The organism is Pedobacter boryungensis (genome assembly GCF_013204825.1).
GTDB classification, from domain to species: domain Bacteria; phylum Bacteroidota; class Bacteroidia; order Sphingobacteriales; family Sphingobacteriaceae; genus Pedobacter; species Pedobacter boryungensis.
The window spans coordinates 184,145-201,775 of record NZ_JABMKV010000003.1 but is presented as its reverse complement, the minus strand read 5'-3'; the positions used below and the strand labels follow the sequence as shown (position 1 = coordinate 201,775).

Here is a 17,631-nt window from a genome sequence, read left to right as displayed (position 1 = left end):
TTGTTCTGTTTTTGGAAATTACTTTCTGCTTCCAAAAATGCGTAATAGGAAGAGAAAAATATTAATAAAATCTAAATACAATGATAAAGCTGCCATAATAGCCAGTTTTTTAGAATCGGTAGCCACCATTTGTTCCCCGCTTTCTTCAATTCCTAAACCTATTCTTTTAATTTTTTGAACATCATAAGCTGTTAAAGCTGTAAAAATTGCTACACCAAAAAAGCTCATGATATAGTCAACTCTTTCGCTCCCTATAAACATATTTACCAAGCTTGCGATGACAAGGCCTACAACGCCCACCATTAATATTGGCCCAAATTTACTTAAGTCAACTTCGGTAGTATATCCTAAGAATGCCATAATGCCAAAAATACCTGCTGCAGCGATAAAACAACCTACTACTGAACCTAACTCATAAAATATAAGTATAGAGCTTAGACTAACACCCAATAGGGTAGAAAAAAGGATAAACACACCAAGTAAAGCATTGAAAGAAAGTTTATTAAATCCAGCTCCCATTAATAGAACAAGACCTAAAGGAGCAAATGTTGTGATATAACCAAGAGTAGTAGGTTTAAATGTTAGTGGATCTCTGATTAAATCTTTAATGCCAGGTATTTGATTTGTGAATATTGCAGCTGCAGTAGAAACAGTTAAAGCTACAAACATCCACAAAAAAACATTTGCAAAGAATTTTTTAGAAATTGAGCCTTCTTGTACAAAAACGCTGTCATTCTGATATTGATAATTTTGTTGTTCCATTTGATTTATTTCTGTTTATGTTATGTTTTTTATTTGCTGAAAGAATTAAAACCATCAAAGCTTAAATCTTCGTCAATTTTTTCCCAATGAATTCCGAAAGGAGATATGCTAAAATTATTTCTTTCTTCATCACTAGCATTCAATAACTTTGGAAACCAACTTAGTGGGTGGCTTCTTTTCTCGCCCAACGCATTTTTTATATAGATGCGATTGTCTTCAAACCAGACTTTAATTTTGTTTTCCATGATATTCATTCCATTTTGCAATAATAATTTCTTTGTTTTCTTCTATCAAAGATTGTGCAAGATTAATATCTTTATTCTTAAGCCCTCTATTACTAACCAATTTAATTTCTTCCACCTCAAACTTTGCCTCTCCATCAGCATTTCTTACATCAATATGGATGGGCAAGTGTTCGTTGGAATAGAAAAAGAACCGAAGTCCAAAAATTATAAATAGTGTAGGCATTAGTAAAAATAAGCGTTTAATTTAATCTTTTTGTCAGGAGTTCTTCAACTTTTTTAAAGAACTGTCGTGGTTTAAGCTTTCGCCAATGCAAATCATCTAGCTCACCTCCAAAGTTGATGTAATAATCTATACTATTATCGCGAAATTCACGAATAACATGTTCATTGAAATTAACCCCTGCAATCCATCCATCTTCTACGTCTTGAAACCATTCTTCATAATAACTATCATCTGAAGCATGAAAATTCAATACATTTTCTCCTATAAGGATAAATTTATTAATTCCTTCATCTATCATTAGCTCTAAGATTTCTCTTTTTAACATCATGATATCGTTATTAATCGCATCATTCCATTCACCCATCAGTTCAATAATGGCATATTGCTTTTCATAATCTACAAACAATACTTTAATGTACAGTGTAGCAGATCCAAACGTATCCCATTGCGGATGAATTAGAAAATTATAGAGTTGCTTATCGTAATAGAACTCAGAATATTCGGTGTTAAAAAATGGCGAACGCTCATCTTCTGCAGCGATATAATCGTCTCTCCAAAGATAAAAAGGTTCAATTTCGTGCATCTGTTAGTTATTTGGTTTTTTGGATGTTTAGTTTCTTTGGAAATTGGAGGACTAACCAACTAACAACTAACCAACGAAAAAACTATCCCTTTGAAGCCTCCACAGCTTTACGCACACTACCATATTTGTTTAATAAATCTGCAGCTTGGTCGTGGTCAATATGTAGTTCATCCATTACCATTTGTGTGCCACGATCTACCAACTTATGGTTAGTTAATTGCATATCTACCATTTTATTCCCTTTCACACGTCCCATTCTAATCATCACGGTAGTACTTAACATATTTAAAACCAATTTCTGAGCAGTTCCCGATTTCATTCGAGTTGAACCAGTTAAAAATTCAGGGCCTACTACTACTTCTACAGGAAAATCAGATTCAGCAACAATTGGTCCGCCTTCATTACAAACAATACAACCAGTTAATACGCCGTGTTTACGAGCTGTATTTAAACCACCAATTACATAAGGTGTAGTTCCAGAAGCAGCTAGTCCAACTAAACAATCGTTAGCATTAATTTGATACTCTTGTAAATCTTCCCAAGCTTGAGTAATGTTATCTTCTGCAAATTCAACTGCTTTACGTATTGCGGTATCTCCACCGGCTATAATACCAACAACCGTATCAAAAGAGACACCAAATGTAGGAGGGCATTCAGAAGCGTCAACTACTCCTAAACGGCCACTGGTACCTGCGCCTATGTAAAACAATCTTCCTCCTTTAATCATTCTATCAGCAATTGCCGATGCTAATTTTTCAATTTGTGGTAAAGCCTGTTCAACAGCTAGTGGTACAGTCTTGTCTTCGTTATTGATGCCTGTCAAAATTTCTAAAACAGACATTTTATCAATGTCGTTGTATTTAGATTCTTGCTCTGTTACTCTATTCATGGATTTCATTAAAGGTTAAAGTTCGTCAATTTATCAATTAACAGGAAATATTATGCATAAAACCCTACAATTTTATAGAGAAGATTACTCCCTTGCAAATATTTACTTTAAAAAAATCAAAAAACTAAAATGTTTTAACCTTGTTATTTAATAACAGGCTAATTCTCACCTGTTTGTAATTTGTTTTTTTTATTTGTGATGAGGCACCCATGTTTTTGATATTCATATAGTTATGAGCTTGGTAAAATCATGGCTGTTTCATAACTTTGTAAAGTCACTTCCCTAATGAAAAAAAGTACGAGATTTAACCTTCTTCTTGCCTTAACCTATTCCATAACTTTAATAGGTGGAATGTATTTAGGTTTTAAATTTTTAAAAGATCAAGGATTTAAAGTCGAAAAAAGTACTCGCTATGCTGATAACAATCAAAAAGTAGAAGATATTATTCATATCATTAATAAAAACTACGTTGATGATGTGAATGCAGATAGCCTTCATCATTTACCAATAGACAGTTTACTGCATCAATTAGATCCGCATAGTATGTATTTACCAGCGACTAAGGCATTTGAACTGGCAGAAAATTTAGAAGGTAACTTCGAAGGAATTGGTGTAGAATACTATATCCTAAACGATACATTATTGGTAACTAATGTACTTAAAGATGGTCCGGCATATTTAGCAGGTGTAAAGCAGGGCGATAAAATACTTAAAGTAGATAGTACGAATGTGAGTGGTAGAGGATTACCACGTTCTGAAATGATAGGTAAAATTAAAGGCAGAAAGGGTACCCCTGTACAACTTACTTTATTACATTATGGAACTGTTTCACCAGCTATTTTAACAATAAAAAGAGGTAAGGTAGAAGTAAGTAGCATTGATGCTGCTTATATGATTACACCAGAAACCGCTTACATTCGCATCAGTAAATTTGGAGCAAATACAGATAATGATTTTGTAGAGGCTGTAAAATCGCTTAAAACCAAAGGGATGAAAAAGTTAGTGCTTGATCTTCGAGATAATGGTGGCGGTTATTTGAATGCTGCAACAGGTTTAGCAAATCAGTTTTTGCCAGAAAATAAATTGATTGTGTATACCCAAGGTAAACACGAGCCGCGTACGGATTATTTTGCGACTGGCGGTGGGGAATTTGAGCAAGGAAAATTAGCTGTATTAATTAATGAAAACTCTGCCTCGGCAAGTGAGATTTTTGCAGGAGCTATACAAGATTTAGATAGAGGTATTATTGTGGGTAGACGTTCTTTTGGGAAAGGTTTAGTGCAAGAACAATTCGCATTTGAAGATGGTTCTGCCCTAAATTTAACTATTGCAAGATATTACACCCCACTTGGTAGAAGTATACAAAAATCATATAAAAAAGGATATGCAGCTTATCAACATGAGTTGGAAGATCGTTTAAATGATGGGGAATTAACAGCTAAAAATGCAAAAACTAAAGATAGTTTGCAGAAAACCGGTGCGTTTGTGACACAAAGCGGAAAGAAGGTTTTTGGTGGTGGTGGTATTCAACCAGATGTTTATGTGAAATTAGACACTACAGGCTACACGAAACTATATGCTACATTGATTAATAAAAAAATATTAATTGATTTTGTATTTGATGTATTGGCTGATCGATATACGCCATCATATTTAGCTCAAACCTTAAATACATTTACCATTAACGATACCGACTATAGGGATTTAGTAAACTACATTCAATCTAAAAATGTTGCGATTGATGCAAAACAACTCACCGCATCTAAGTCCATTATTTACAACGATCTAAAAGTAATGTTGTGTAAATATCATTTAGGAGATGTTGGTTATTATAAAGCTCACAACTTAACAGATAATGTGGTTAAGCAGGCTTTAGTTAGCTTGCAATAGAATTTCTTACCGCCTGTATTTTCTAGTTTTGTAAATAAGATTGCAATATCTTCCAATAGCGTCTTGTTTAATCACTTTAATTTTGTGCTATACTTACATTAAACTATGTAAATTTAAATAGCCATAAAATGATGAAAAAATTTGTAATTGAAAGAGACTTGCCAGGTGCAGGAAAACTATCGCCAACAGCATTGGCAGAGATAACGGCTACCTCTTGCAACGTAGTAGCTAACTTAAATGAACCTTATCATTGGATAGAATCATTCGTAACAGCTGATAAGATATTTTGCATACACATCGCTGAGAGTGAAGAGGTAGTGCGTGAACATGCGAGTAGGGGTAATTTTCCAGTTACTGCAGTTTATGAAGTTAAAAATGTAATCGATCCTACAACGATTTAAACCATGAGCGGTACACCGTCAAAATATTATAAATTAGCTATTGGCGAAGGGTTAGAAGCGTTATTGGCAAAAGATTATAATCATTCTTTTCCATTTCACTTTCATCCAACTTATAACATTACCTTGGTGTACCTTGGTTCCTTTAACACGCAGTTGCATAATCAATTATTGATTGCACCCACAGGAAGCATTCTCATCACAAATCCACAAGAAATTCACGCCAACCCTTTCGAAAAGGACAACAAAGTTTCATTTTTTACCTTTTATGTAAGTCAGGATTTTATGGAGTACTGCAATGGTGGGCAGTCTGTGGTTTTTAACAATAAAGTAATTAATGATGATGATCTATTTAGCGCTTTACACCAATTAGCCACAACCATTAATCATCCTCAACTAGGTTCAACTTATGAAGATGAGCTTAAAAAAGCATTGCATACCCTTGCGCTTAATTATGGCGACAACCACAATGAACCTCAAGATCTTCAATTTAAATCATTATTTGATGATTTCATGGCTGAAGAAAGTATCACTAAGTTTTCCTTGGATGTCGCTGCTAGTCGATTTGGTATCGATAAATACAAATTCATTAGGCTTTTTAAATCTCAAACAGGCTTAACACCGAATAATTATTTTATTCTTAAACGCATAGAAAAAAGTAAAACCATGCTAGCTGAAGGGAAAGACTTGTTAAGCATCGCAATTGATCTTGGTTTTTACGATACTGCTCATTACTGCAACCATTTTAAGAAATTCACAGGAATTTCTCCTATTGCTTATAGTACCAATATTTAGTTGCAATATCTTCCAAGCCTTTTGAACACCTAAGGTTTAATTTTACAACATTATAATTAACCTCCATGTTTCACTTTACCACAATCATGAAAAAATTAATCTGTTTTTTACTTTGTTTTTCTGCTTTACCTGTTTTCTCTCAAGTATTTACTACCAAACAATATCAAGAAGATTTCACTTATTTTTGGAATAGTATCAATGATCAATATTGTTATTTTGATAAAAAAGGTATCGACTGGAATAGCTTAAAACCTATTTATCAAAAACAAATTGATACTGTTAGCAGTAGAGATGCTTTTGTAAGCATTCTAGAAAAAGCATTATATGAATTGTACGATCATCATTGTTCGCTCGGTACCAATACCAAATTTTCTCGCAGATTGGTTCCTACTAGTGCAGACATTTGGGCCGAATATCAGAACAATAAAGCAATTATAGTCGAGGTGAGAAAAGGCATGGGTGCTGAAAAAGTAGGCATCCATTCAGGAATGGAAGTAGTAGCAGTAAATGATGTAAATGTAAACGAAGCTATTTTACCATTTTTGGCTCATACTGTTAATGCAGAATCAAAGAGTTTTGCCTTACGCCTTTTGCTTGCAGGAGATCATTTTACCCCTCGGAAAATTACACTAAAAACCTCAAAAGGAATTCAAGATTTCTTCCCAGATCAAGAAGGGTTGATGTTAGAACATATCAATTATCCAGATATGGTTCAATCATCCAACATTAAAAATATAGGTTATATCAAAATCAATAATTTTCTATATGATAATGCGCTTATCCCCAAGTTTGATAGTGTTTTGAATGCCATGCTACAAACAAAGGCAATCATTATAGATTTAAGGGAAACTGCAAGTGGGGGTAATACTAGTGTAGCCCGAGCTATTTTAGGTCGTTTTACTAATAGAGATCAGTTTTATCAAAAGCATGAGTATTTTGCTGAAGAAAAAGAGACTGGTATTAAACGAAGCTGGGTAGAAATTGTATCGCCAAGAGGTATTACATATACTAAGCCAGTGGTTGTTTTAGGTGATCATTGGACTGGCAGTATTGCCGAAGGAATTACGATTGCATTTGATGGGATGAAGAGAGCTACCGTAATTGGTACTCAATTAGCCAGATTAAATGGTGCAGTAGAGAGTTTTAAAATGCCTAACACCAAAATTGGTTTTAATTTCACAACAGAAAGATTATATCATGTAAATGGTTTGGCAAGGGAGTTATACAATCCGACAATTAAAGTAGAGCTAAGTAGACAGCAAATGGGTGAAGATTTAATTCTGCAGACTGCTGTTAATTATTTGAACCAAAAAATTAAGTAGGAATGAATTTTTCAAGTGAAAATTTTGATGCAGTTCATCCTGCAATGATGCAAGCGCTCGTTGATGCTAATACAGGTTTTGAGTCTTCTTATGGAAAGGATTCTTATACCTTAGCTGCCACTAAGCTTTTTAAGGAAGAATTTGGTGAAGAGATAGCGGTTTACTTCACTTTTAATGGTACTGGAGCTAATAATTTCGCACTCGCAGCTATCACAGAAAGTTACCAATCTATTTTTTGTGCTGATATAGCTCATTGTTATGTCGATGAGGCAACTGCCCCAGAAGCTTTTAGTGGCTGTAGATTATATCCCATAACAACTGTAAATGGAAAAATAACCTTAGACGGATTACAGACTCAATTAAAGCGTAAAGGAGATGTTCATCATCCACAAGCTAATGTGGTAACCTTAACCCAGCCTACCGAATATGGTACGATATATAGTTTGGAGGAGTTGCGAGCAATCAAAGCATTTTGTGTAAGCAATGGGCTGTTGTTACATGTAGATGGCGCTCGGTTTTTTAATGCAGCTGCGGCTTTAAACGTTAGTTTAAAAGAACTAAGCGAAGGAGTGGATGTGTTGACATTAGGTGGAACAAAGTTAGGAATGATGTATGGTGAAGCTGTTATTTTTTTCGCTTCAACACTTAGTTCAAGTCTCAAGTTTACCCATAAAAGAAGTATGCAGTTAGCTTCTAAAAACAGGTACATCTCGGTTCAGTTTCAAGCAATACTTAGAGAAAAGCTATGGCTACAATTAGCAAATTATACCAACCACTTGGCAAAATGTTTTGAAAAGGAAATTAAAAAGCTTAACAACATTCAAATCATTTATCCAGTACAAAGTAATGTGGTATTTCTCAAGATGTCTAAATCCCTCTACTTGAAAATGCAAAGTTATGCTAGTTTCTATTACTGGGACGAACAAAGGGAAGAAGCAAGATTGGTTTTTTCATTCAGCAATACGCTAGCAGAAATTAAGAAGTTCGTAGAAATTCTTAATGAAGAAATTCACAGCTTGACTTCAAACTCTTAATTTCAAACTTAGGATTTTCCGGCTTTCAGAGAGCTAATTCCTAATCTAACGCTATTTCAAAAAGATTTAAACTGATGCCTTCATAATGTTTAGGTAGGCCACTGTTTGGAGCAATTTTAATCATGCCCACATGTTTAAAACCACAACCCGTATAATAAGTTAGTAGTTTTTCATTATCTGCCCAAGTATCCATTCGTATAAACTGAATATCATTGGTTTTGGAGTATGCCTTAGCCCAATCTATAATTACATTTACAAAGCCAAAACCTCTAAAATCTGCATGCGTAACAATACGATGAATGTAAATTGCGGAATCAACATTTCTTTCTTCCCAAATTTGAGGGTCGCTAAATGTGACGGCAAAAATACATGCGATCTGTCCATCAACAAGGATTTTGAATTGTCTTTTTTCATCAATTTCTTGCGTAATTAAATCGCCACTAAAGCCTTGCCAGTGGTGATGAAAAACTTTTTTTTGATGAGCAATCGCCATATTGTAAAACTCGAATATGGTATTAAAATCAGCTAATGTACTTGGTATAACTTGTATAAATTTTTGCATTTATTAATCACCTTAGTGAAACAATTGAGTGGTCGAAATTACCGTTTTCTTACCACTTAAAGTTCAATATTTACGGTTAAATTGTTGCCAACTTATAAATGCTGGAACAGTTGCAGAATATGGGTTGCAATAGAAGCTTTCATAATTGTTAATCTTTGCTGTTTTCCTTAAGTCAAATTTTAAATGTATATTTAAAAACCACTCCTTAAACAACCATTCCGTTAAAAACCCTTAATTATTTCCTTCATACTTACCGCGACAATAAGGCGACCTTATAGCGACCTTACCGCGACTTATGTCCTAGAAGAGTTGCTGTCTAGCTCTACCTTTGTTTAGGTTCGCTGATGGTTTTGTGGTATATCGTTTTTTAAAAAAGCACCTTTTCTCGAACAAGACAAGGATGAGTGTATATAAAATATAACTTCAGCATCATCGCTAATATGAGTTTTAAGGAATAAGTAAATATTGCAAATGAGCCGCCCTCCAAATTGTTACTGTTGGGATAAGAAAGTTTGAAAAAAAGCGGTTAAAATATTTAACCGCTTTATAACTCATAATTCAAATATTAAGGTTTCTTAGTCAATCTTAATTTTAATTCATATAAATACTTGCCTGGTTTGTTCAATTTTGTATTAATTCTAAAATTAACTTTAACAGGCTGCGTAGTATAAGTTAAGTATTGCATTTTTGTCGGTGGAGACCAGTTTAACGGGTCTGCATAGTCTATAGACTGAATATAGTTTTCATAAATTCTATAATAACAATTTAATGCATTAGATTGATTATCCCAATAAGGGTCAGGAAAACGAGCTTGTGCATAATCATATAAAATGGCGGTATCTGTAACCGTTGTTTTATAAGCAAAGGTTTTTAGGTTTTTAAGATAAGTATTTCCGCTTGGTCTGTCTGACAGTGCTTTTCCCGGAAAAACTGCGCCGTTTTTATCTAAAACTTTAAAAACAATTTGATTGGGCGTTGCCGCTAAGCGTTTAATTGTTAAAGTAGCATTAACTGCTTGTCCTATCGAAAGATCAATAGGCTGGTTTTCACTGATTGGAAATGGTATTGCCGTTTCTGATCCAACAGGAAGCGCTTGAAAATAAGGATTATTTACATACTCATAATCTTTAGTTGCAGTTAAGTTAATTGTACAAATACCTTTGTAAACCTTTGTACCATTAGGGTTTTCTATTTGTAAATCTACTAAGTATTCGCCTGCAGGTACATTGTCAGAAGCTTGGGTAAACATTAATTGACCACTAGATTCAAGTATATACAAAGGTTTCTTTTTTTCATATCCTCTTTTGGCATCGATCAAAGCTAAAGTTGTATCAACTAAAGGATTGTAAGCTTTTTTCCATACGGCCACTTCATAATCCTTAAAAAAAGCTTCTTCACGTTTTCCTGTAGCTTTATTACGAACATCTAATAGGGTAATTTTAAATGGGGGAGTTGATCCATCATTTGCAATTCCGGTAGATATAAGAAAAACCCCCTGTCCAACCGTTAATGGATTTGCTGTATATCTTAAATTATCACTTAAAAAACCAGTGGTGATTTTTTTGCAACCTGATATGCCAATGAATAATAATAAGCATGAACACGCTATAATTATGATTTTATTTTTCATGTTATTTTAATTTATTGTTGTTTAAATGACCAATTATGAGCGTTTGATAGCACATGTACTATTCCTGTGGTAGTAATCAACCCTGTTGTTTGACATAGAACTTTGATATCTAATTTTTTAGGATCATTGGTAGGGTCGTAGGTTAAGCCGCTACTTTCCACAATATCCTTGTCGCCAATTACTTTAGTTAAGTAGATATATTTAGGCTTGGTAGAGATAACCCCGTCAACAATGTATTGAGATGCCTCTATTAATGATACCCATAAACTTACATTTGCTGTATTACTTTGATATAAAGCGCCAGGGTTTGATAATTTATCTCTTGTAAGTTTGTCCTTAAAGCAATAAATGCCCATAGAATCTCTTAACATTTGTGGAGTATAGTTTAATAATGAATCCAATGTAAAGTTCAATCTTTCATCTTTCTTTCTAACCTCCGTTTGTTTAAGAGTAATATAATTGCCAATTACATAATCATTAGGGACAAAAAAAGTACCCGCATTATTAATGATATCTTTCATGCCCGCTTTATCAATAACTCGTAATGTAGTATCGAACATGCTTCGTGGATTACTTTTAATCCAATCGTAGGTTGTCATGTTGATATTGGGATCACTTAAACCCCCATCAATAACTGCGTCTTTTTTGCAGGCACTAAAAAATAAAAGTATGATACTGATATTTAGTAGGGTGTATAAAATCTTTTTCATATTAATTTCTTTAATGTTTTAATTAAATTTTTCCTCTCCACCAAGGGATTTGACTTAAAAGCTTATTGGCATTTAAAATAGTATTGCTTATTGGCCAATAATAACCTTTGGCTGCAAAACGACCTGGATCCATTGTCCATGATAATACTTGCCCAAATAATAGATATCCTGTTGGAGATTTGTAGCTATTTCTTACTACATCAAAGTAGTTTTGACCTTCTCCTGCAAGTTCTCTTTGTCTTTCTAACAAGATGTCTTTTTTAAGATCAACCCCAGTAGTGTTAATTGCCCCAGCTCCAGCTCTTGTGCGTATAAGGTTTAAGGCTGTTTGGGCTTCTGGGTCTCTATTTAAAGCATTAAGCGCCTCACTTTTTAATAAAATGATATCAGCTAATCTGTAAATAACGATGTTGTTTTCAGATCTCCATGCAATGCTATTGCTTGTACCTACATTCTGAAATACTGCATATTTACCTAATGCCCTGTTAAGTGTTACGTTTGGTCTTGGCAGGTAAAATTGTGCTAATCTTTTATCATTTGGATCATTATATAGCACAGACAATTTCGTTGTTGGCACATAATATTCTGGTGTTGAACGTGGTAAACCATTAATAATATCATTACTAACAGTAGAAAAAGCAATGCCTGTGTTGGTAGACTCATTATCGCTTTGCTTTTGAGTTATTACGAATATGTTTTCTGGCTCGTTGCTATTTTTAAAAACCAACTTTATATCATCAATATCTTGAAGCTGAAACTTTCCGCTTGCTATGATAGAATCTGCATAAAGTAGTGTTTTACTATAGTCATTATCCCATGCTGTTGCATGTGTTAAAAGTGATAAAGCGGCGCCTTTACTAGCTCTAACTCTTTCCTGACCTCCATCCCACGTTAATAATGCAGATGCTTTTTGCCCATCGGCTATCACTTGTTTTAGAATGCTGCTTGCAGCAGTTGCTGGCTTGTATTGTGCTTGTTGTGCGGTAGTTGTGGCTTCAAGTTGCAAGGGCACATCGCCCCAAGCTCTTGTCATATAAAAATAAGCTAAACCTCTTAAGAAATAAGCTTCGCCTAAAAAGTAGTTTTTTCTTCCAGGTGCGAACTTGCTATCAGACATTTTAGTTACATTTTCAATAACTAAGTTGCTCAAATCTACCACACGGTACCAGTTTGTCCAGTTGTGTGCACCATCTTCTCTATAAGGGACCCCAAAAGCACCACTTCCGTAAGCACCTTGTATGTTTGTGTCATCTGTTGCAAATACACCAGTAGCTAAATCGCCCCAAATGAAAAAATTGTTCTGATTATTTAAGCTTTTTCTTAAAAGACCATAAGCCCCAGATAATGCCCCATCCACATCATTTTCGCTTTCCCAAAAAGTATCGGCATAGGTTTTATTCTTTAATTCATTATCTAGCTCTTTTTTACAGCCAACAATGGAAGAAGATAAGGTAAAAACTAAGATTACCCCCAGTATTTTGTATTTTAAAGATTTGATTTTCATGATTTTAAGGTTAAAATTCAATTTGTAAACCTAAAGTGTATTTAGTTGGTAAAGGGTAGCCATCTCCATAATCGTAACCTTGGCCATCTACTCTTTCGGCATCTATGCCAGAGAATTTTTGGAAAATATGAAGGTTATCTATATTGCTATAAATTCTTAGATTACTCAATCCTGCCTTTTTTAACCACTGGTGCTTTTGTGGATTAAACCTATAACCCATAGAGATATTTTTCACTCTCACGTACCAACCTTTTTCTTTATATATTGATTGTTCGGCTCTATAAGCATATAGACCCATAAAAGGACTAAGCGCAGGGAAAGTAGCGTTATCTCCAGCTTGGCGCCAGTAGTTGTATTGACTAACATCAGTTATTGATGAATTGGCAAAATCTTCTGTATTGCTGTAAAATAATCCGTTAGATAATCTACGAGCTAATGTGCTGTTAATAATGTCTCTACCAAAAGTAAATGTTGTAAATATTTGCAAAGAGAAATCCTTGTAGGTGAAAAGGTTAGTAAAACCGCCTGTTGCAAGTGGATTAGGATCACCATAAAAGGTTCTATCATCCTGACCAATATTATCGCCGATGTAATAATCACCATTTACATCTCGCCAATTTGGCATCCCAAGCTTTAGGGTTCCCCATTTTGTTGAACCAACTGTACCGGTATAAGGATTTACAATTAAATTTCCAGGAGAATTTATCACACCATCTGTAATATATCCATAATACATATTTAGTGGCTTCCCTACAATATAAACGGCATTCCCAAAATACAAATCACGATTTCCATTAGGTAATGAAGTAACCATGTTTTTGTTAAAGGCGATGTTAATTGATGGATTCCATTGAAACGCTTTATCGCTAGAGAATACTTTTCCACTAATACTAAGCTCAATACCCGAGTTTCTAACTGAGGCTGCATTTGTAAAAGTACTGCTGTAACCAGTGTATTCTGGAATGGTGATGTTAAGCATCTGACCTGATGTACTACGGGTATAAGCATCTACACTTGCAGTTAACCGATATTTAAATAAGCTTAAATCTATACCTCCATTCCATGATTCAGATTGTTGCCAAGTAATATCATCATTGGTAATTCCATTATAGTTGGGAATAACTGAAATTACCCCTCCATATGAGGTTGCAGTTGAACCTGCATAATTAGCATTTCCTGCAATGTAGGCGTTATATCTGCTATTGTCCGAAATACTACTTTCATCGCCGGTAATACCCCAACTTCCTCTTAGTTTTAGCTCATTTACCCAGCCTAAATTTTTGATAAAGTTTTCTTCAGATAATAACCAGCCGGCAGAAACTGCTGGGAAATAACCCCATTTATTGTTTTTTCCAAACCTAGAAGAGGCATCAGCTCTCCAACTTGCATCTAATAGATATTTGTTGTTATAATCATAATGTGCTGCTCCTATGAATGATAATTTCGCATAAGTTGATAAATCCGAACTACCATATAGCGTAGTTGCTGCCTCTACAACTTTAATATTATCATTTGGTATACCATTTCCTTCTAAAAATAAGCCTTCGTTACGTCTGCTTTCATATTCTTGACTTACGTTGGCTGTTATGTTATGTTTAGAATTAAGTGTTTTGAACCATTGTAAGGTATTGGTAATGATTTGTTTACGATTTTGATTGTAATTGGATAATCCGTATGCTAAACCATCTGAATTGATAATAGAAGGAGAAGAGAAATCGATTTTGTTGGTTTCATAATTAATCGAGCCTCTGGTGCTTATTCTAAAATCATTTAAAAAAGTATAACGTAACTCTGCACTTCCACTAATATTGGTGTTAATCCTGTCGTTTCGAACGTATTCATATGGGTTAACATTGCTTTCAATATCAATATCAGACATTCCTAGTAGCGAAGAAGGCATATCTACAGGGTTGATTGAGAAAACATCCCTAAAAGTTCTTGAGCCACTATTCTTACCATCTAGTCTTTTTGAGGTTGATGCTCTTAAGCTTGTTACCAATTCTAGCTTTTTACTGAAATTGATGCCGATATTACTAGTGAATGAATATCTTTTATAACCAGTGTTAATTACAACTCCTTTTTCATTGTACAAGCCAGTAGATATTCTATAATTGATCACTTCTGTTCCTCCGCTTGCCGAAACATCATAGTTTTGTACAGCGCCCGGTTGGTAAAACAAATCTTGATAATCTGTATGGTTGTTAAATGCAGGGTTTAAACTATCAGTAAGCATCTGCGGTACATTATTTTTGAGTTGATTTCCTTTACCATATAGATAAATCAAATCCATTTTTTGCCTACGTTCAGCAGCGCCAATTAAAGTAGAAACCTTTTCTGGTTTAGTAACATATCCATAATAGGAGTTTACACTAAATCTTGGTGCGCCAATTTTACCTCTTTTGGTTTTGATTAGAATTACACCATTTGCACCTCTTGATCCATATAAGGCTGCAGAGGCAGCATCTTTTAAAACATCTATTGATTCGATGTCATTAGGATTTAAACTCGCTAAAAAGTTAGTTCCCGTTGCATCGAAATTACTTACCTCGTCTTCAGAAACCGGTATTCCATCCATTACATAAAGAGGATTACTATTTAAATCATCAGCATTAAAACCAGTAGATGGATTTGATATTTTTGTGTTACCACGCACAATAAGAGATGTTTTTACACCAGGTTGGCCAGTAAAGTTTTGAACGTTTACGCCAGGTAGTTTACCTTGCAAAAGTACATCAACACTTGCTGCGGGAAGATTTTCTATCTCTTTACCAGAAATACTTGCCAAAGCACCAGTGGTTTTCTTACGATCGATATTAATGTATCCCGTAACAATGATCTCACTTAGATTACTTTCAGATTCAACCAATATAATGTTCATGGGAGAGGTAGATGCCGGAACTTCTTTGGTTTTGAAGCCAATCATTTTAAATACTAGTACCTCATCTGTTGGTGCAGAAATTTGAAATTTACCGTCTTTATCAGTATTTACGGCAATTTTAGGATTGCTTTTTAAAAAGATTGTCACCCCGGGAATTTCACCTGCCTTGTCGCGGACTGTTCCCGTTATTTTATTTTGCGAAAATGCATTAGGTATAGATAATAATGATGTAATTAAAAATACCCATGCAAATAAAACTATTTTGGAAAGTTTTAATTTCATTAGTGTTTGTTTAGTTTAGAGAATTTGGTTAGTTGTTTGTCAGAGACAAAGTTTGGTTAATAGGTTTTCAGTACTATTTTTACATAGGCAATAATTTTTGTTATAAAAAAACTTTTAGATTGACTTATTTTTAACTTATTGCAATAACCAAATTTAGCTTTACAGAAATATTAAGTACGGCTTATCTCAACGCAACCGTTTGACTTTAGCAGGGAATAATGACTTTTTAAGAAATGTGGAGGTTGTTATGAGTGTTAACTCGCTGTGAAATTGGAGTTAACATTTTTATTTTTGCTCATCATTAGTGTGGAGTAATTGTTAAATAATACCACGATGTTTTTTAAGAAACATTTTAAATTTATTGAGGTCTTTGGTCTTCTCTTAACGTTTGTTTTTTATAATGTCTTCTATATCATTATTGTTAAGAGCTGAACTATGCTAATTACGAAGTGATTTATGGCGCCAATAGTTTATTAGCGCAAACGTTTGTGCTGTTTTAATATCTCTTAGCGAAATATAATATAATTTATCAAGCGTATGTATGCTTTTGTTTAAGGTGAGCACGGGAAAAACTTAAGCATAAAAAAAGCCGCTCTACTTTCGTAAGCGGCTTTAGTAGCCCGTAGGGGAATCGAACCCCTGTTTCCAGAATGAAAATCTGGCGTCCTCACCCCTAGACGAACGGGCCATTTAATAAGAAGTGTCATTTCAACTTCTTTGGTAGCGGGGACCAGACTCGAACTGATGACCTTCGGGTTATGAGCCCGACGAGCTACCAACTGCTCCACCCCGCACGCTATACAATTTGAGGTTTTGTTAAATCCTTAACTCTTCTCCCGAATTGGAATGCAAAGATATAATTCGTTTCTTTGCATTACAAATTTATTTTAAAAAATATTTTTTATGTCGCATAAAGCAGGTTTTGTAAGTATAATTGGTAAGCCTAATGTTGGTAAATCCACTCTCATGAATGCATTAGTAGGAGAAAAGCTTTCTATCATTACTCCTAAAGCGCAAACTACACGTCACCGTATTTTAGGAATTGTGAACGAAGATGAGTTTCAAATTGTATTTTCAGATACACCTGGTATCATAAAACCACTTTACGGATTGCAAGATTCAATGATGAGTGCAGTAAATGGAGCATTAAGTGATGCTGATTTAATTCTTTTCGTTACTGATATTCATGAAAAACATGATGAAAATGATGTTTTAGAAAAGATTACAAATACAGATATACCTCTCGTTGTGCTTTTAAATAAAATTGATAATGCTACTCAAGAACAAGTGGATGAGAAGTTTGCTTATTGGCAAGAAAAACTTAACCCTAAGCATATCTTCGCAATTTCTGCTTTGCATCAATATAATTTAGAGGGTATTTTGCCAATGATTTTAGATCATATTCCAGAACACCCAGCTTATTACGATAAAGAAGAATTAACCGATCGTAGTCAGCGTTTCTTTGTTTCGGAAATCATTCGTGAAAAAATCTTTACTAACTACAAAAAAGAAATTCCTTATAGTACTGAAGTAGTTGTTACGGCTTTTAAAGAAGAGCAGAGTAAAGGTGGGCCAATGATCCGTATTACAGCGGAAGTTATTGTAGAAAGAGATTCTCAAAAAAACATACTGATTGGTACAGGTGGCGCTATGCTTAAAAAAGTTGGAATGGAAGCTAGAAAAGACATCGAGAAATTTTTAGATAGCAAAGTGTTTTTAGAAACTTTTGTTAAAGTTTTACCAGATTGGAGAAGTAAGAAAAATTACTTAAAGAGCTTTGGGTACGACAATTAACCAATTTACCCTTAAATTTCCAATAATTTAGCTTACCTTTGCACTCCCTTATAAAAGGGCTTAATAGTTGACTGTCAAAATGTTTAGGAAATATTTATGCACTCAATTATGAGATTTTTAGGTAAATATA

The 17,631-nt window shown here is 34.3% G+C and carries 16 protein-coding genes and 2 tRNA genes; 6 read left to right on the top strand and 12 right to left on the bottom strand.

What is annotated here, in order from left to right:
- Positions 1 to 18: 18 nt before the first annotated feature.
- From HQN85_RS13020 to murQ, 5 genes are all read right to left on the bottom strand, one after another.
- The gene (locus HQN85_RS13020) at positions 19 to 762 is read right to left on the bottom strand and encodes a Bax inhibitor-1/YccA family protein (protein ID WP_173272921.1); all 744 of its coding nucleotides are present in this window, start codon (positions 760 to 762) and stop codon (positions 19 to 21) included.
- Between the two features lie 29 nt (positions 763 to 791).
- Complete coding sequence (locus HQN85_RS13015; RefSeq protein ID WP_216847287.1) at positions 792 to 1,007, bottom strand: DUF2442 domain-containing protein; 216 nt, start codon at positions 1,005 to 1,007, stop codon at positions 792 to 794.
- The gene (locus HQN85_RS13010; RefSeq protein ID WP_173272917.1) at positions 991 to 1,230 is read right to left on the bottom strand and encodes a DUF4160 domain-containing protein; all 240 of its coding nucleotides are present in this window, start codon (positions 1,228 to 1,230) and stop codon (positions 991 to 993) included. Before HQN85_RS13010 ends, HQN85_RS13015 begins: the two co-directional genes overlap by 17 nt.
- A 16-nt stretch (positions 1,231 to 1,246) precedes the next feature.
- Positions 1,247 to 1,813: a hypothetical protein gene (locus HQN85_RS13005; RefSeq protein WP_173272915.1), complete on the bottom strand. Its 567-nt coding sequence runs from the start codon at positions 1,811 to 1,813 to the stop codon at positions 1,247 to 1,249.
- An 82-nt stretch (positions 1,814 to 1,895) separates the two neighbouring features.
- Positions 1,896 to 2,702 carry an N-acetylmuramic acid 6-phosphate etherase gene (gene murQ / locus HQN85_RS13000; RefSeq protein ID WP_173272913.1) on the bottom strand — a complete coding sequence of 269 codons (807 nt, stop codon included), beginning with the start codon at positions 2,700 to 2,702 and terminating at the stop codon, positions 1,896 to 1,898.
- 285 nt (positions 2,703 to 2,987) lie between these two features.
- On the opposite strand from murQ, the gene HQN85_RS12995 reads away from it, so the two are divergent.
- The 5 genes from HQN85_RS12995 (at position 2,988) to HQN85_RS12975 (ending at position 8,141) form a co-directional block, all read left to right on the top strand.
- Positions 2,988 to 4,592, top strand: a complete 1,605-nt coding sequence (locus HQN85_RS12995) for a S41 family peptidase (RefSeq protein ID WP_173272911.1) — start codon at positions 2,988 to 2,990, stop codon at positions 4,590 to 4,592.
- Between the two features lie 128 nt (positions 4,593 to 4,720).
- Positions 4,721 to 4,993 carry a DUF4242 domain-containing protein gene (locus tag HQN85_RS12990; protein ID WP_216847286.1) on the top strand — a complete coding sequence of 91 codons (273 nt, stop codon included), beginning with the start codon at positions 4,721 to 4,723 and terminating at the stop codon, positions 4,991 to 4,993.
- A 3-nt stretch (positions 4,994 to 4,996) separates the two neighbouring features.
- Complete coding sequence (locus HQN85_RS12985) at positions 4,997 to 5,785, top strand: AraC family transcriptional regulator (RefSeq protein WP_173272910.1); 789 nt, start codon at positions 4,997 to 4,999, stop codon at positions 5,783 to 5,785.
- An 86-nt stretch (positions 5,786 to 5,871) separates the two neighbouring features.
- Positions 5,872 to 7,107, top strand: coding sequence for a S41 family peptidase (locus tag HQN85_RS12980; RefSeq protein ID WP_173272908.1), 1,236 nt, complete (start codon positions 5,872 to 5,874; stop codon positions 7,105 to 7,107).
- A gap of 2 nt (positions 7,108 to 7,109) precedes the next feature.
- Complete coding sequence (locus tag HQN85_RS12975; RefSeq protein ID WP_173272905.1) at positions 7,110 to 8,141, top strand: threonine aldolase family protein; 1,032 nt, start codon at positions 7,110 to 7,112, stop codon at positions 8,139 to 8,141.
- Between the two features lie 40 nt (positions 8,142 to 8,181).
- Here HQN85_RS12975 and HQN85_RS12970 read toward each other — a convergent pair whose 3' ends face one another.
- From HQN85_RS12970 to HQN85_RS12940, 7 genes are all read right to left on the bottom strand, one after another.
- A complete protein-coding gene (locus HQN85_RS12970) occupies positions 8,182 to 8,703 on the bottom strand; it encodes a GNAT family N-acetyltransferase (RefSeq protein ID WP_216847285.1) in 522 nt (173 codons plus the stop codon).
- A 565-nt stretch (positions 8,704 to 9,268) separates the two neighbouring features.
- A complete protein-coding gene (locus HQN85_RS12965; RefSeq protein ID WP_173272903.1) occupies positions 9,269 to 10,333 on the bottom strand; it encodes a DUF5007 domain-containing protein in 1,065 nt (354 codons plus the stop codon).
- Between the two features lie 11 nt (positions 10,334 to 10,344).
- Positions 10,345 to 11,043: a hypothetical protein gene (locus HQN85_RS12960; RefSeq protein WP_173272901.1), complete on the bottom strand. Its 699-nt coding sequence runs from the start codon at positions 11,041 to 11,043 to the stop codon at positions 10,345 to 10,347.
- Between the two features lie 22 nt (positions 11,044 to 11,065).
- A complete protein-coding gene (locus tag HQN85_RS12955; RefSeq protein ID WP_173272899.1) occupies positions 11,066 to 12,547 on the bottom strand; it encodes a RagB/SusD family nutrient uptake outer membrane protein in 1,482 nt (493 codons plus the stop codon).
- A gap of 10 nt (positions 12,548 to 12,557) precedes the next feature.
- A complete protein-coding gene (locus HQN85_RS12950; protein WP_173272898.1) occupies positions 12,558 to 15,707 on the bottom strand; it encodes a SusC/RagA family TonB-linked outer membrane protein in 3,150 nt (1,049 codons plus the stop codon).
- Positions 15,708 to 16,323: 616 nt separating this feature from the next.
- Positions 16,324 to 16,395: transfer RNA gene (locus HQN85_RS12945), tRNA-Glu, on the bottom strand.
- 30 nt (positions 16,396 to 16,425) lie between these two features.
- A tRNA-Met gene (locus HQN85_RS12940) sits at positions 16,426 to 16,501 on the bottom strand.
- 109 nt (positions 16,502 to 16,610) lie between these two features.
- Here HQN85_RS12940 and era point away from each other — a divergent pair.
- Entirely contained in the window at positions 16,611 to 17,501 is an 891-nt protein-coding gene (gene era / locus HQN85_RS12935) for a GTPase Era (RefSeq protein WP_173272897.1), read from the top strand.
- The last annotated feature ends 130 nt before the right edge of the window (positions 17,502 to 17,631 follow it).

What these genes read in the sequence shown, in the direction of transcription:
- HQN85_RS12990 (WP_216847286.1), top strand. Translation starts at nt 4,721, where the DNA reads ATGATGAAAAAATTTGTAATTGAAAGAGACTTGCCAGGTGCAGGAAAA.
- era (WP_173272897.1), top strand. Translation starts at nt 16,611, where the DNA reads ATGTCGCATAAAGCAGGTTTTGTAAGTATAATTGGTAAGCCTAATGTT.
- HQN85_RS12965 (WP_173272903.1), bottom strand. Translation starts at nt 10,333, where the DNA reads ATGAAAAATAAAATCATAATTATAGCGTGTTCATGCTTATTATTATTC.
- HQN85_RS12955 (WP_173272899.1), bottom strand. Translation starts at nt 12,547, where the DNA reads ATGAAAATCAAATCTTTAAAATACAAAATACTGGGGGTAATCTTAGTT.
- HQN85_RS12995 (WP_173272911.1), top strand. Translation starts at nt 2,988, where the DNA reads ATGAAAAAAAGTACGAGATTTAACCTTCTTCTTGCCTTAACCTATTCC.
- HQN85_RS13015 (WP_216847287.1), bottom strand. Translation starts at nt 1,007, where the DNA reads ATGGAAAACAAAATTAAAGTCTGGTTTGAAGACAATCGCATCTATATA.
- HQN85_RS13005 (WP_173272915.1), bottom strand. Translation starts at nt 1,813, where the DNA reads ATGCACGAAATTGAACCTTTTTATCTTTGGAGAGACGATTATATCGCT.
- murQ (WP_173272913.1), bottom strand. Translation starts at nt 2,702, where the DNA reads ATGAATAGAGTAACAGAGCAAGAATCTAAATACAACGACATTGATAAA.
- HQN85_RS13020 (WP_173272921.1), bottom strand. Translation starts at nt 762, where the DNA reads ATGGAACAACAAAATTATCAATATCAGAATGACAGCGTTTTTGTACAA.
- HQN85_RS12975 (WP_173272905.1), top strand. Translation starts at nt 7,110, where the DNA reads ATGAATTTTTCAAGTGAAAATTTTGATGCAGTTCATCCTGCAATGATG.
- HQN85_RS13010 (WP_173272917.1), bottom strand. Translation starts at nt 1,230, where the DNA reads ATGCCTACACTATTTATAATTTTTGGACTTCGGTTCTTTTTCTATTCC.
- HQN85_RS12985 (WP_173272910.1), top strand. Translation starts at nt 4,997, where the DNA reads ATGAGCGGTACACCGTCAAAATATTATAAATTAGCTATTGGCGAAGGG.
- HQN85_RS12980 (WP_173272908.1), top strand. Translation starts at nt 5,872, where the DNA reads ATGAAAAAATTAATCTGTTTTTTACTTTGTTTTTCTGCTTTACCTGTT.
- HQN85_RS12950 (WP_173272898.1), bottom strand. Translation starts at nt 15,707, where the DNA reads ATGAAATTAAAACTTTCCAAAATAGTTTTATTTGCATGGGTATTTTTA.
- HQN85_RS12960 (WP_173272901.1), bottom strand. Translation starts at nt 11,043, where the DNA reads ATGAAAAAGATTTTATACACCCTACTAAATATCAGTATCATACTTTTA.
- HQN85_RS12970 (WP_216847285.1), bottom strand. Translation starts at nt 8,703, where the DNA reads ATGCAAAAATTTATACAAGTTATACCAAGTACATTAGCTGATTTTAAT.